Source organism: Streptomyces sp. NPDC085932 (assembly GCF_044540525.1).
Classification (GTDB): domain Bacteria; phylum Actinomycetota; class Actinomycetes; order Streptomycetales; family Streptomycetaceae; genus Streptomyces; species Streptomyces levis.
The window spans coordinates 415,325-428,393 of sequence record NZ_JBITSJ010000002.1; the positions used below are offsets into that span (position 1 = coordinate 415,325).

A 13,069-nucleotide genomic window follows, 5' to 3' on the forward strand; every position below is an offset into this window, starting at 1 on the left:
GTCCGTCACTACCGGGGCAGCACCACGACATACGCGGCCGGTTCACGGTCGGCCGACGCCATCAGCGCCGTGCGGACCACCGTCGCCTGCTGCTCCGGGGAGTCGCGCAGCTTCCTGGGCGTGATGTGGACGACCGTGATCCCGAGCCGCTCCAGGTGCTCGCGCTTGCGGGCGTACTCGGACCACAGGGCGTCGTCGTCCTGCCGGGGCGCCCGGGTGTCCAGCTCGACCGCCACCGCCTGGTCGGGCCAGTAGGCGTCGAGGCCGCCGAGGTAGGGGCCACCGGGCAGGCGCAGGTCCACGTTCCAGACCGGGTCGGGCAGGCCGTACTCGCGGACCATCCGGTACAGACGGTCCTCGGCGATGGCGCGGCCCTCGGCCAGCAGCGAGTCCACCGCGTCCACCACGTGCGGGCGGCTCAGCAGCCGCGCCTGGTTCAGCTCGCGCACCACGGAGGCCGGGTCGCAGTGGCCGCCGCGCACCGCCTCCGTCATCAGCCGGCGCACCACGCCCGCGTCCGCCAGTTCGGCGACGGCGTCGGCCAGCGCCCGGGCCACCGGTGCCACCGGGACGCCCGTGACCAGCTCCGGGTCGGGCAGCACGGGGGTGCGGACGATCCGCGCGCAGCCCGTGGAGCGCAGCCGCCGCATACGCGGGACCAGGACGTCGAAGGCGTCCAGGGACGGCAGCGGAGGCGTGGAGGAGAAGCCGTGCAGGGTCAGGGCGGCCAGCCCCGTGATCATCACCTCCGGGTAGCCGGGGGTGTGTGCCGTGCCCGCCCCGGGCTGGGCCGGCACGCCGGTGCCGCGCTCCCGCGCCGCGTACATCAGCACCGCGTGCAGCCGCTCCTCGCTGGTCGGCGGGCCCGGGTGGAGCAGGACCACCCCCGGCAGCAGCTGCTGCCAGGGGCCGCCCGGGCGGCACTGCGCGTTCGTCTCGGCCGTGGAGACCCCGTGCGAACGGAGCTGGGCGGTCGTCATGACGCGGGGCCGGCCGCCACCGGACAGGTCGTGCAGCGGGCGGGGGGAGAGCGGCGTGTTCTGGGTCATGCCCCGCAATTTCCCGCGTCCGGGGCGCTCTTGAACCGCTGTTACAGGTCCGTCGACAAATACGGACAACCCAGCACTAAAGGACGGATGTTCGGATGCCGAAAGCCCCTGGTCCGTTCGGGTGCGGACCAGGGGTTACGGCTCGGCGGGCACACATCTCGTAACGAAGCCGGAACGCCCGAATCTCAGGCCAAAGCTACTGGTCAGCGGCCTCGTCGCACGTCTGTCCGCGCAGTGCCCGCGCCAGATCGTCCCGGGCCTCCAGCACCAGCCGGCGCAGCGCGGGCGCCGCGTCCGGGTGAGAGTCCAGCCAGGCGTCCGTGGCGTCCAGCGTCGCCCGGGACTGCTGCAGCGACGGGAACAGGCCCTGCACCACGTGCATGGCGATCTGGATCGACCGCTCGGCCCAGACCCGCTCGATCGCCGCGAAGTACTTCTCCGCGTACGGCGCGAGCAACTCCCGCTGCGAGCCCTGGGAGAAGCCCGCGATGGTCGCCTCGACCATGGCGTTGGACAGCGCGTCCGACTCCACGACCTGCGCCCACGCCTGGGCCTTGACCGCCTCCGACGGGCGCGCGGCCAGGCAGCGCACCTGGTGCCGCTTGCCGGAGGCCGTGTCGTCCCGGGCCAGCTCCTCGGCCAGCGCCTTCTCGTCCACCACCCCGTGCGCGGCCAGCGGCTCCAGGAACACCCAGCGCAGCTCCTGGTCCAGCTCCAGGCCCTCGACCGTCGCCGTGCCCTCCAGCAGGTCGCGCAGCAGGTCGAAGTCGGCCTCGGCGGTGGCCGTCCGGGCGAAGAAGCGGGCCCACGCCAGCTGCTGCTCGCCGCCGGCCCCGGCCGCGTACAGCTCGCGCCGCGCGCCCTCGGCGAGCAGCCGCGCGGTCGTCTCCCGCCGGGCCGGAGCGGAGTAGTGCGTGAGCGCGGACTCGGCCCAGGCGTGCAGCATCTGCAGGACGCCGATCTCGGACTCGCGCCCCGCGAACCGCAGCACCAGGTCCACGAAGTCCCGCGCGGGGAGCAGCGCGTCCCGGGTCATGTTCCACAGCGCCGACCAGCACAGGGCGCGGGCCAGCGGGTCGGTGACGGACCCCAGGTGCGCGCGCAGTGTGGCCAGTGACGTCTCGTCGAAGCGGATCTTGCAGTACGTCAGGTCGTCGTCGTTGACCAGGACCAGGTCCGGGGCGTCGGTGCCGGCCAGCTCCCCGATGACCGTCCGGGCGCCGTCGACGTCGGTCTCCACGCGCGCGTACCGCTCCAGCGTCCCGTCCGCCACCCGGTACAGGCCCACGGCCACCCGGTGCGGGCGCAGTTCCGGGTGCGACTCGGCGGCCTCCTGCACCACCGCCAGCTCCTCGACGCGGCCGTCGGCGCCCAGCAGCACCTGCGGCGTCAGCGCGTTCACCCCGGCCGTCTGCAGCCAGGACCGGGACCAGGCGCTCATGTCGCGGCCGCTGGTCTCCTCCAGCACCGACAGCAGGTCACCGAGGCGCGTGTTGCCGTACGCGTGCCGCTTGAAGTAGCGCCGGGCGCCCTCCAGGAACGCCTCCTGGCCGACGTAGGCCACGAGCTGCTTGAGCACCGACGCGCCCTTGGCGTACGTGATGCCGTCGAAGTTCAGCTTGGCGTCCTGGAGGTCGCGGATGTCCGCCGTGATCGGGTGCGTGGACGGCAGCTGGTCCGCGCGGTACGCCCAGGCCTTGCGGCGGTTGGCGAAGGTGACCCAGCCGTTCTTGAAGCGGGTCGCGCCGACCAGCGAGAACTCGCCCATGAAGTCCGCGAACGACTCCTTCAGCCACAGGTCGTCCCACCACTCCATGGTGACCAGGTCGCCGAACCACATGTGCGCCATCTCGTGCAGCACGACGTTGGCCCGGCCCTCGTAGGACGCCTGCGTCACCTTGCCGCGGAAGATGAACTCCTCCCGGAACGTCACCAGCCCCGGGTTCTCCATCGCGCCCAGGTTGTACTCGGGCACGAAGGCCTGGTCGTACTTGCCGAACGGGTAGGGGTAGTCGAAGTGGTCGTGGAAGAAGTCCAGGCCCTGCTTGGTGACGAGGAAGACGTCGTCGGCGTCGAAGTGGGGCGCGAGGGCCTTGCGGCAGAGCGCGCCGAGGGGGATCTCCAGCGTCGTGCCGTCCGCGAACGTGCGCGCGTAGGTGTCCGTCACGTAGTGGTACGGGCCCGCCACCACGCACGTGATGTACGTCGAGATCGGCCGGGTCTCCGCGAACCGCCACACCCCGTCGGCCCGTTCACCGGCGCCGTTGCTCCACACCGTCCAGCCCTCCGGGGCCCGCACCTCGAAGCGGAAGGGGGCCTTGAGGTCGGGCTGCTCGAAGTTGGCGAAGACGCGGCGGGAGTCGGCCGGCTCGTACTGCGTGTAGAGGTAGACCTCGCCGTCCTCCGGGTCGACGAAGCGGTGCAGGCCCTCGCCGGTGCGGGAGTAGGCGCACCGGGCGTCGACCACCAGCTCGTTGTCCGCGGCCAGGTCCTCCAGCGTGATCCGGGAGCCGTCGAAGACCTCCCCGGGGTCCAGATCACGCCCGTTCAGTGAGACGGACGTCACACTCGGGGCGATCAGGTCGGCGAAGCTGCTCGCGCCGGGCTCGTTGCAGCGGAAGCGGATCGTCGTGACCGAGCGGAACGTGCGGGGCCCGTCGCCGCTGTCCTCGCCGACCGCGGACCGCAGGTCGAGGGACACCTCGTACCCGTCGACGCTCAGCAGGGCGGCCCGCTCGCGGGCCTCGTCGCGGGACAGATTCTCACCGGGCACGGGCGGAACTCCTCAAGCGTCGTGGGATACGGCTGAACAGCACCGATCCTGCCACGAGCCCCTGACGCCGGTCAGCCGGGAATGGCCGGGGAGCGCCCCGGCGTTTCCCGGGGAAACGGTTTCCTCACGAGGAGAGACATGTCGGACAAGACCCCCGTCGACTTCTGGTTCGACCCGCTGTGCCCCTGGGCGTGGATGACCTCCCGTTGGGTGCTGGAGGTGGAGAAGGTCAGGGACATCAAGGTCCGCTGGCATGTGATGAGCCTCTCCGTGCTCAACGAGAACAAGCTCGACGAGCTGCCCGAGAAGTACCGCGAGCTGCTGGAGACGGGCTGGGGTCCGGTCCGGGTCGCCATAGCCGCCCAGCAGGAGCACGGGGCCGAGGTCCTCGGCGACCTCTACACCGCACTCGGCACCCGTATCCACAACCAGGGCGAGGGCCACGGCAAGGAGACCGTCGCCGCGGCCCTGAAGGACGTGGGCCTGCCCGACTCCCTCATGGAGCACTGGGACTCCACTCCGTACGACGCCGAGCTGCGCGCCTCCCACAAGGAGGGCATCGACAAGGTCGGCCAGGACGTGGGCACGCCCGTCATCGCGGTGCCCGGCGCCGACGGCGAGCAGATCGCCTTCTTCGGCCCGGTCGTCACCCCGGCCCCCAAGGGCGAGGAGGCCGCCCGCCTGTGGGACGGCACCCTCGCCGTGGCCTCGGTGCCGGGCTTCTACGAGATCAAGCGCACCCGCACCAAGGGTCCGGACTTCTCCAACCTCTAGGACGCACACCGGACTCACACCGCGGCGTCGGCTCCCGGGTTCCGCAGTTCCTCCGGGAGCCGGCCCCCGCCCGCCTGATGACCCCAGGGCTGGTACCACCGGCAGCCCGGAGCGGTGCAGCGCCACAGGTCGGTACGGTCCGTCCCCAGCGCCTTGCGCTCCTCGGGCTTGAGCGGCGTGAACACCTGGGTGCCACCGCCGCGGCAGGTCGGGCAGTGCTTGTCCTTGAAGAACATCAGCTCCTCCTCGCGCTCACCGCCAGGTCCGGGAAGTCGGTCACGACCGCATCGACCCCCATGTCGTAGTACAGCGTGTATTCGGCGAACGCGTCCCCGAAATCGTTCGCCCCGCTTCCGCGCCGGAACCGAGCGGGCAGGTACTGGTTCTCCGCGCGGAAGGTGTACGGCCCGATCCGCAGCCCCGCCGCGTGCGCGTCCGCGACGAGCGAAGTGCCGGCGACCGAGGACTTGTCGGGCCCGATCCAGTCCGCGTACGCGGCGATCCGCGCGAGCCCGGCCGGGCTCATCATGTCCCGGTACGTCGTCGGATCCCCGGACGAGACCAGGTCGTACGGGCCGCCCGTCGTCCCCAGCGCCTGCCACAGCGGCACGCCCAGCCGTTCCGCGGCGATCCGCGCGAGGCTCGTCGGCTCGAACGACTGCACCACGCACTCGCGCCGCCCGAGCCGGTTGCGGCGGACGGCCGCGGCCAGCTTCGGCTCCAGCGGCAGTCCGATCGAGCGGAAGTACGTGGGGTGCTTGGTCTCGGGGAAGACGGCGACGGTCCGGCCGTGCGTCTTCGACAGCCGCCGCGCCAGGTCCACGACCTCCTGGAAGGTCAGGATCCGCTCACGCCCGTCGAAGACGGTGTTGCGGTTGCGCACCGCCGGCAGCCGCTCCACCGCCCGCAGCGTCCTCAGCTCGGCGAGGGTGAAGTCCTCCGTGAACCAGCCGGCGACCTGCCGGCCGTCGACCGTCTTCGTGGTGTGCCGGTCCGCGAACTCCGGCCGGGCCGCCACGTCGGTCGTCTGTGAGATCTCGTTCTCGTGCCGGACCACCAGCTCGTGGTCCTTCGTCGGCACCAGGTCCGGTTCGATCCAGTCGGCGCCCGTCTCCACCGCGTGGGTGTACGAGGCCGCCGTGTGCTCCGGGCGCCAGCCGGCCGCGCCGCGGTGGCCGATGACGACCGGTCCGCGGGTACTGGGTGCGGCCGCCGCCGGGGCGGTGGCGGCAGCCGTGGCCGTTCCCGAGGCCACCGTGGCCGCTCCCGTGGCCGCCGCGAGCAGGAGGGATCTTCGTTCGAGCCGCATACGACTCCCTTTCGTCGAGGGGACGTTCAGGCACGTGCCCGGGCCCGTGCCCCGGCCAGCCGCTCCAGGTGCTCCGCGTAGCCCGCCGTGTAGACCGCCGCCCGTTCCGGGTCCGGCTCGACGACCGCCGTCGGCCGCGTCCACGCCCGGGCGTCCAGCCCGGCCCCGAACCGCTCGGCCGCCGCCAGGACCGCCCCCCGGGCCCCCACCTCGCCCTCGACGACCCGCAGGGGCCGTCCCAGCACGTCCGCCAGCAGCCGCATCCAGGCGGGGCTGCGCGTGCCCCCGCCGCACACGGCGAGGCTCCCCGTCAGGCCCGCCGCCTCCAGGCAGTGCCGGGCCGCGTAACCGATGCCCTCACAGGTGGCCCGGATCAGATCGCCCCGGGTCGACTCCAGGGAGACGCCGGTGAGTTCGGCGCGCAACCGCGGCTCGACGAAGGGGGCCCGTTCGCCGGAGGGCGCGAAATAGGGCAGCACGCGCACGCCGTGCGCGCCGGGCGGTGTCTCCGCCAGCAGGCCGTCCACCTCGTCGTGCCGTACGCCGGTCGTCGAGAGCACCCAGTCCAGCGCGGCCGTGCCGACCATGGCGGGCATGGCGCGCAGCCAGTGCCCGGGCCGGTCCGTGGAGATGTACAGCCCGGCCGGTTCGCCGGTCAGGTCGAGTTCCGTCGTGGCGACCAGACCGGCCAGGCAGGTGCCGACGATCAGCAGCCCGTCGCCCGGGGACGTCACCCCGGCGCCCAGCGCGCAGGCCGGCAGATCGTAGGGGCCGTTGGCGATCCGGGTGCCGGCCGGCAGACCCTCACCACGGGCCCCGGCCGTGGCGACCGGGTCGCTGACCGGGGCGAGCAGGCCCCGCCGGTGCGTCAGCCCGAGCAGCTCCACGACCCGGTCGTCGTAGGTCCGGGTCCGCGGGTCCAGGAACGGCATGGACGCGTCCGACACGTCCGTCGTCGGACCGGCCCCCGTCAGCCGCTGGAAGACCACGTCCTTGCAGTACAGGGCGGCCCTCGCGGTGTCCAGCGCCTTCGGCTCGTGACGGTCGAGCCAGGCCAGCAGCGGCCCCGGGCACCCGGGGAACATCGCGCTCCCCGTCCGCCGGAACACGGTCTCGAAGGTGCCGTCCGCGAGCCACCGGTCGACCAGTTCGTGGGCGCGCCCGTCCATCCAGGAGGCCGCCGCCCGCACGGGCCGCCCCTCGGCGTCGACCAGCCACACCCCGTCGCCCTGCCCGGTCAGTCCCGCGAACTCCACCGGCTCCGCCACCGCCGCGGTCAGCGCGCCGAGCACGCCGACGACCGCCGCGTACACCTCCTCCATGTCCTGCTCGACGACCCCGCCGTGCAGGGACAGGCCCACCGGCCGTGCCTCGGCCGCCAGTTGGCGGCCCTCCGCGTCGAAGGCCGCCGCCTTGACCACGGACGTGCCCACATCGATACCGACGTACATGCGGCTCTCCTCAGGGTCCTCAGGTCAGACAGTGCGCGAGCGGCTCTCCCCGCACCCAGCGGCCCACCTCTTCGGCGGCGATCCGCGCGGCCTTCTCCGCCACCGCGCGCGAGGCGCCGCCCAGGTGGGGCGTGAGCACCACGCGGTCGGCGAATCCCCGCAGCCGGGACTCCACCGGCAGCGGCTCCCGCTCGTAGGTGTCGAGCGCCGCCGCCGACACCTGCCCGCTCTCCAGCGCGTCGCACAGCGCGGCCTCGTCCAGCAACGGGCCCCGGGCCACGTTCACCACCACCGCCCCGCGCGGCAGCAGGCCCAGCTCCCGGGCGCCGATCAGCCCCCGGGTCGCGGGCGTGAGCCGGGCGTGCAGGCTGATCACCCGGGAGCGGCGCAGCAGGTCGTCGAGCGAGCTGACGCGCAGGCCGTGGATCTCGCCGTGCACATACGGGTCGTACACCATCACCCGCGCCCCGAACGCGCACAGCACCCGCGCGACCCGGCTGCCGACGGCCCCGTACCCGACCAGCCCGACCGGCAGGTCCTCCAGCTCGTGGCCGCTCTCCTCGTACGTGTAGTACGCCGCCCCCTCCCAACTGCCCCGCCGGACGAGCGGGTCGTGCGCCTGGGGGATGCGGCGCAGCGCGCACAGCATCAGGGCGAGGGTGAACTCGGCGGTGGCGGCGGCGTTGCGGCCGGGCGCGAAACACACCCGCACGTCCCGCTGCCTCGCCGCGTCCAGGTTGACGTTGACCGGCCCGCCCCGGCACACCACGACCAGCCTCAGGTCCGGGCAGGCGGCCAGGACCTTCTCGGTGACCGGCCCCATCTGGGTGACCAGCACCTGCGCCCCGGCCAGCGCCTCGATCATCTCGTCCTCGGCGTCACTGGCCTCCCGCACCTCGGCGACCGGCCCGAACGGCTCCAGCGGCCAGCCGAGCCGCAGTTCCCGCACCTCGGCCCGCTCCACCTCGTGCTCCACCGCCCGGGTGATCAGCGACGGCAGGACGAAGTGGTCGCCGGCGGCCACGACACGCACGCTGTTCTCGGCAGTCATCGCAGGGAGTCTCCTGTCTCGGCGTCGAAGACATGGGTGTGTGCGAGGTCCGGGGCGACCCGGACCCGGTCGTCGTGGGCCAGCCGCACCTCGGGGTCGGTGAGGACGACCAGGTGCCGGTCGACGCCGTCGAGGGCGAGGGTCGCCAGGCCCCACTCCAGCAGCGGTTCGTGCGCGACGACCCGGGCCGGCAGGCCGCCCTCCTCGGTGGTGAGCCGGACGTCCTCGGGGCGGATGCCGACCACCACCGCGCGGCCTCGCTCCACGGGCACGGGCAGCGCGATCCGCACCGCGTCGGACAGGCGGGCGTGGCCGTCGCCGCCGGCGAGGCCGGGCAGCAGGGTGATCGCGGGTTCGCCGACGAAGTCCGCGACGAAGACGTTGGCCGGGCTGTCGTAGATCTCGTAGGGAGTGCCGAGCTGCTGGATGACGCCGTCCTTCATGACGGCGATCCGGTCGGCGAGGGACAGGGCCTCCTCCTGGTCGTGGGTGACCAGGATGGTGGTGTGGCCGAGGTCCTTCTGGATGCGCTTGAGTTCGCGGCGGGTGGTGTCGCGCTGGGCCGCGTCCAGGTGGGAGAGGGGCTCGTCGAGGAGCAGCACGTCCGGTGCGCGGATCAGGGCCCGGGCGAGCGAGACGCGCTGTTTCTGGCCGCTGGACAGACCGGCCGGGCGGGCGTCCAGCAGGTCGGTCAGGCCGACCCGTTCGGCGATCTCCTTCACCTTGCGCTCGACGTCGCCCCGGGCCGACCTGCGCCGGGCCTTCAGGCCGAACGCCAGGTTCTCCGCGACCGACAGCGGCGGGTACAGCGCGTAGTTCTCGAACGCGACGCCGATGTTGCGCCGCTGCGCGGGCCGTTCCACCACCGACGTGCCGCCGACCAGGATGTCCCCGCCGGTGACGGACTCCAGCCCGGCGATCATCCGTAACGTGGTCGACTTGCCGCAGCCGGACGGCCCGAGCAGCCCGAGCAGTTCCCCGGACCGCAGGCTCAGGTCGATCCCGCGGACGGCCTCCACCGGGGGCCGCCCCCGGGACCGGTAGGTCTTCCGCAGCTCACGTAGCTCCAGCCCCGTCATGGCCGCCCTTCGTCGCGCAAACCTCGTAACGGACCTTGTGCTCGTCCAGGTCCCGCAGCGCCTCCGCCGACGCCCCGTCGTCCACGAGGACCGTGTCGAAGCGGGACAGCGGGACGACCCGGTGCAGGGCGACCCGGCCGAGCTTGGTGTGGTCGATCAGCAGGACGTTGCGGGCGGCCGCGTCGAGCATGGCCCGCTTCACGGACACGATGTGCTGCTCCTGGTGGTACGCGTAACCCCCGTGCACGGCCGACGTGGACGCGAAGCACACGTCCACCCGCAGTTGCTGGACCGCCTCCACGCACGACACCCCGAGGAACGAGGAGTGCAGCGGGTCGTAGTCGCCGCCGAGCGCCATCAGATGGATGCCCCGCTGGTCGACCAGGAGATTGATCGCCTCCAGGAAGTTGGTGACGACCGTCAGGGGCGTGACCTCGCCCGTGCGCAGCCGCCTGGCTATCTCCAGGGTGGACGTGGAGTCGTCCAGCAGGATCGCCATGCCCGGCTCCACCATCCGCAGGGCGTGCTCGGCGACGGCGGCCTTCTCGGCGCGCATGGTCTTCAGCCGGTACTGCACGTTCGACTCGAAGACCCCCGACGGCTGCGCGGTCACCCCGCCGCGGAACTTCCGTACGATGCCCTGCCGTTCGAGCTCGTCGAGGTCCCGGTGGATGGTCATCAGGCTCACGCCGAACCGCTCGGCCAGCTCCGCCGCCGTCGCCGAGCCGTCGGCCAGCACCCGCTCGGCCATGGCGGCCTGCCGCGCCGCGGGCCCCTGCTGTCCACCGCTGCTGTTGCTCATGGCTGTGTCTCTATCCGTCGTCCCGGTCGTTCCGGCCGGTCGGCCTCGAACAGCAGCAGGTTCTCAGGCCGGACCACGAGCCGTACCGGATCGTCCGGACGGAGGCGCGCCGCGTCCGCCCGGGGCGCCACCAGCGACACCCGCTGCTCCCCGGTCCCGAGCCGGACGGTCACCTCGACGGACCGGCCGAGCACCTCCGTGACGTACACGGTCCCGGTCAGCTCGTGGCCCTCGCCGCCGAGGGCGAGGTCCCGGGGGCGGATGCCGACCAGGACCTCCGTGCCCGCCACGGCCGGGGCCCGCACCGGCAGCGCCACCCCGCCCTCCGACCGCACCCCGCCCTCCGTCACCACCCCCGGCAGCAGATTGATCCGGGGCCGGCCGAAGGCCCGCGCGACCTCGGTGTCGTGGGGCCGGTACCAGATCTCCTCCCGCGTGCCCGTCTGCACGATCCGCCCCTCCCGGATGACCCCGATCCGGTCGCCGAGCGCCAGTGCCTCGACCGAGTCGTGAGTGACGTAGAGGGTGGTGGTGCGCTGCACGGCCCCGATGGCCTTCAGCTCGGCCCGCATCTGCTGGCGGAGCTTGGCGTCGAGGTGGGAGAGCGGCTCGTCCAGCAGGAAGGCCCGGGCGGGGCGGACCAGCACCCGGCCGAGGGCGACGCGCTGCCGCTGTCCGTTGGACAGCTGCCCGACGGGCCGGTCCAGCAGCCCCGAGATGCCGAGCAGTTCGGCGATCGCGCCGATGCGCTGCCGGGCCTCGGCGGCGGGCAGCCGGTGCCGGGGCGAGCGCAGGGGCGAGGCGAGGTTGTCGTAGGCGGAGCGGTGCGGGTAGAGGGCGTAGCTCTCGAAGCACATGGCCACGCCCCGGTCGTACGGTTCGACGCCCCGCATGTCCTCGCCGCCGAGCGCCACCGTTCCCTCGTCGGGCCGTTCGAGCCCGGCGACGGTCTTCAGGGTCGTGGTCTTGCCCGCGCCGGACGGTCCGAGCAGGCAGAAGAACTCGCCCTCGTCCACCTCCAGTTCGAGCCCGTCGAGCGCGACGGTCTTCCCGTACGCCTTGCGGATCCCGCTGAGCCGGATCACGACTTCACCGCCCCGAAGGACAGGCCCCGCACCAGGTAGCGCTGGATCGTCAGCGCCAGCAGCAGCGGCGGGACGACCGACACGAGCGCGGCGGCGGCCGTGAGGTTGTACTTGGGCCGGTCGCCGCCGAGGAAGGACAGCGCGCCGACGGTCACCGTCTGCGCCTCGTTGGAGGTGAGGATCAGCGGGAAGACGAAGTTGTTCCAGGCGAAGATGAACGCCAGCAGCGACACGGCAGCGATGCCGGGCTTGACCAGCGGCAGCGCGACCTTGAAGAACGCCTGCTTGCGGGTGTAGCCGTCCAGCAGGGCCGCCTGCTCCAGCTCGGGGGTGAGGTCGGCGAAGTAGGACCGCATGATCCACACGATCAGCGGCAGCGTCACCAGTTGCAGCACCCACACCATGCCGACGTACGTGTCGAACAGGCCGAGCTTCTGGTAGAGCACGAACAGCGGGATGATGACGGTCAGTTCGGGCGCGAAGCGGAACGACAGCAGCGTGAACATCAGGTTCTCGGAGCCCTTGAACCGCCACCGGGCCGAGGCGTACGCCGCCGGCAGCCCCACCAGCAGGGACAGCGCGACCGCGCCGACCGACACCACCAGGCTGTTGACGAAGAACCGCACGAACGGGATGCCTTCGCTGTCGCCGAGGACGGTCCGGTAGCCGTCGAGGGTGGGGGAGAAGGAGAAGTAGGTGGAGAACAGCTGGTCCGCCGGCTTCAGCGACAGGATCACCATCCAGGCGATCGGGAACAGCGCGAAGACGAAGTAGAGGATCAGGGCGGCGTCGCCCAGCCACCCCAGGGCGCGTTTGTTCACGTGGTGACCTCCGCGGCTTTCCGCTGGATCTTCCCCAGGTGCTTCACCAGCACCATCGCGGCCAGGTACACCACGGCCCACAGCACGATCGTGTAGGAGATCCCGAAGGAGTAGCGCTGGAAGCGGATGGCTTCGAGGTACGCCCGGATCTGCAGCACCACCGTCGCGTCGCCCGGCCCGCCCTCGGTCAGGGCGTAGATGATGTCGAACACCTTCAGCGAGTCCATGAACCGGAAGATCACCGCGACCAGGACGTACGGCCACAGCATCGGGAGGGTCAGCCGCCGGAAGGTGTACCACCACCCCGCGCCGTCCACGGCCGCCGCCTCGAACGGGGAGGCGGGCAGCGACCGCAGACCGGCCAGGGCGAGGATCGCCACGAACGGGGTGTAGACCCACACGTCCACGGCGATCGACGACAGCAGCGCGCCCGTCGGGGTGTCCGTCCACTGCACCCCGCCCAGACCGAAGGGCCTCAGCAGGTGATTGACCACCCCGACCGACGGCTGGAGCATCAGCTTCCAGATGATCGCCGCGATCACCGGGGCGATCATCAGCGGCAGGATCAGGACCTTCTCCAGGACCCGGCCGACGGCCGTCGAACGGTGCAGCAGAAGGGCGACGGCCACGCCGAGCACCGTCTCGGCGAGGGCCGCCCCGACCGCGTACAGCACGGTCACCCACGCCGAGTTCCAGAACGCCTCCTGGGTGAAGACGGCTCTGTAGTTCTCGAGCCGCACCATGTCCGGCTGCGGTTTGCTCGCCGAGAAGTCGAACAGCGTGTAGTACAGCCCGAGCGCGAAGGGGTAGAGGATTCCGCAGGTGAGCAGCAGGGCCGGGACGATCAGGAGGTACGGCCGCAGCGCAGGCCGCAC

Annotated in this window: 12 protein-coding genes; 1 reads left to right on the forward strand and 11 read right to left on the reverse strand. The window is 72.3% G+C overall.

The window, feature by feature from the left end; translation table 11 throughout:
- Positions 1-8: 8 nt before the first annotated feature.
- Entirely contained in the window at positions 9-1,049 is a 1,041-nt protein-coding gene (locus tag ACIGAQ_RS11095) for a hypothetical protein (RefSeq protein WP_311686644.1), read from the reverse strand.
- 196 nt (positions 1,050-1,245) lie between these two features.
- Positions 1,246-3,822: an aminopeptidase N gene (pepN, locus tag ACIGAQ_RS11100; protein WP_399781414.1), complete on the reverse strand. Its 2,577-nt coding sequence runs from the start codon at positions 3,820-3,822 to the stop codon at positions 1,246-1,248.
- 138 nt (positions 3,823-3,960) lie between these two features.
- On the opposite strand from pepN, the gene ACIGAQ_RS11105 reads away from it, so the two are divergent.
- A complete protein-coding gene (locus ACIGAQ_RS11105; protein WP_311686648.1) occupies positions 3,961-4,596 on the forward strand; it encodes a DsbA family protein in 636 nt (211 codons plus the stop codon).
- A 14-nt stretch (positions 4,597-4,610) separates the two neighbouring features.
- On the opposite strand, the gene ACIGAQ_RS11110 is transcribed toward ACIGAQ_RS11105, so the two are convergent.
- From ACIGAQ_RS11110 to ACIGAQ_RS11150, 9 genes are read right to left on the reverse strand one after another with little or no spacing between them, the layout of a single operon-like run.
- Positions 4,611-4,832, reverse strand: a complete 222-nt coding sequence (locus tag ACIGAQ_RS11110) for a hypothetical protein (RefSeq protein WP_362274814.1) — start codon at positions 4,830-4,832, stop codon at positions 4,611-4,613.
- On the reverse strand, positions 4,832-5,905 hold the full coding sequence (locus ACIGAQ_RS11115; protein ID WP_399781418.1) for a glycerophosphodiester phosphodiesterase family protein: 1,074 nt from the start codon (positions 5,903-5,905) through the stop codon (positions 4,832-4,834). Before ACIGAQ_RS11115 ends, ACIGAQ_RS11110 begins: the two co-directional genes overlap by 1 nt.
- A 26-nt stretch (positions 5,906-5,931) precedes the next feature.
- A complete protein-coding gene (locus ACIGAQ_RS11120) occupies positions 5,932-7,356 on the reverse strand; it encodes an FGGY family carbohydrate kinase (protein ID WP_399781421.1) in 1,425 nt (474 codons plus the stop codon).
- 19 nt (positions 7,357-7,375) lie between these two features.
- On the reverse strand, positions 7,376-8,407 hold the full coding sequence (locus tag ACIGAQ_RS11125; protein ID WP_399781424.1) for a 2-hydroxyacid dehydrogenase: 1,032 nt from the start codon (positions 8,405-8,407) through the stop codon (positions 7,376-7,378).
- Positions 8,404-9,486 carry an ABC transporter ATP-binding protein gene (locus ACIGAQ_RS11130; protein WP_399781427.1) on the reverse strand — a complete coding sequence of 361 codons (1,083 nt, stop codon included), beginning with the start codon at positions 9,484-9,486 and terminating at the stop codon, positions 8,404-8,406. The genes ACIGAQ_RS11125 and ACIGAQ_RS11130 overlap by 4 nt, the downstream gene beginning before the upstream one ends.
- Entirely contained in the window at positions 9,464-10,288 is an 825-nt protein-coding gene (locus ACIGAQ_RS11135; RefSeq protein ID WP_399781430.1) for a DeoR/GlpR family DNA-binding transcription regulator, read from the reverse strand. The genes ACIGAQ_RS11130 and ACIGAQ_RS11135 overlap by 23 nt, the downstream gene beginning before the upstream one ends.
- The gene (locus ACIGAQ_RS11140; protein WP_399781433.1) at positions 10,285-11,373 is read right to left on the reverse strand and encodes an ABC transporter ATP-binding protein; all 1,089 of its coding nucleotides are present in this window, start codon (positions 11,371-11,373) and stop codon (positions 10,285-10,287) included. The genes ACIGAQ_RS11135 and ACIGAQ_RS11140 overlap by 4 nt, the downstream gene beginning before the upstream one ends.
- Entirely contained in the window at positions 11,370-12,194 is an 825-nt protein-coding gene (locus ACIGAQ_RS11145; protein WP_311686662.1) for a carbohydrate ABC transporter permease, read from the reverse strand. Before ACIGAQ_RS11145 ends, ACIGAQ_RS11140 begins: the two co-directional genes overlap by 4 nt.
- The gene (locus ACIGAQ_RS11150; protein ID WP_399781437.1) at positions 12,191-13,069 is read right to left on the reverse strand and encodes a carbohydrate ABC transporter permease; all 879 of its coding nucleotides are present in this window, start codon (positions 13,067-13,069) and stop codon (positions 12,191-12,193) included. Before ACIGAQ_RS11150 ends, ACIGAQ_RS11145 begins: the two co-directional genes overlap by 4 nt.

Excerpts from the sequence above, each read along its gene's own strand:
- ACIGAQ_RS11095 (WP_311686644.1), bottom strand. The coding sequence starts at position 1,049 with ATGACCCAGAACACGCCGCTCTCCCCCCGCCCGCTGCACGACCTGTCC.
- ACIGAQ_RS11105 (WP_311686648.1), top strand. The coding sequence starts at position 3,961 with ATGTCGGACAAGACCCCCGTCGACTTCTGGTTCGACCCGCTGTGCCCC.
- ACIGAQ_RS11110 (WP_362274814.1), bottom strand. The coding sequence starts at position 4,832 with ATGTTCTTCAAGGACAAGCACTGCCCGACCTGCCGCGGCGGTGGCACC.
- ACIGAQ_RS11115 (WP_399781418.1), bottom strand. The coding sequence starts at position 5,905 with ATGCGGCTCGAACGAAGATCCCTCCTGCTCGCGGCGGCCACGGGAGCG.
- ACIGAQ_RS11120 (WP_399781421.1), bottom strand. The coding sequence starts at position 7,356 with ATGTACGTCGGTATCGATGTGGGCACGTCCGTGGTCAAGGCGGCGGCC.
- ACIGAQ_RS11125 (WP_399781424.1), bottom strand. The coding sequence starts at position 8,407 with ATGACTGCCGAGAACAGCGTGCGTGTCGTGGCCGCCGGCGACCACTTC.
- ACIGAQ_RS11130 (WP_399781427.1), bottom strand. The coding sequence starts at position 9,486 with ATGACGGGGCTGGAGCTACGTGAGCTGCGGAAGACCTACCGGTCCCGG.
- ACIGAQ_RS11135 (WP_399781430.1), bottom strand. The coding sequence starts at position 10,288 with ATGAGCAACAGCAGCGGTGGACAGCAGGGGCCCGCGGCGCGGCAGGCC.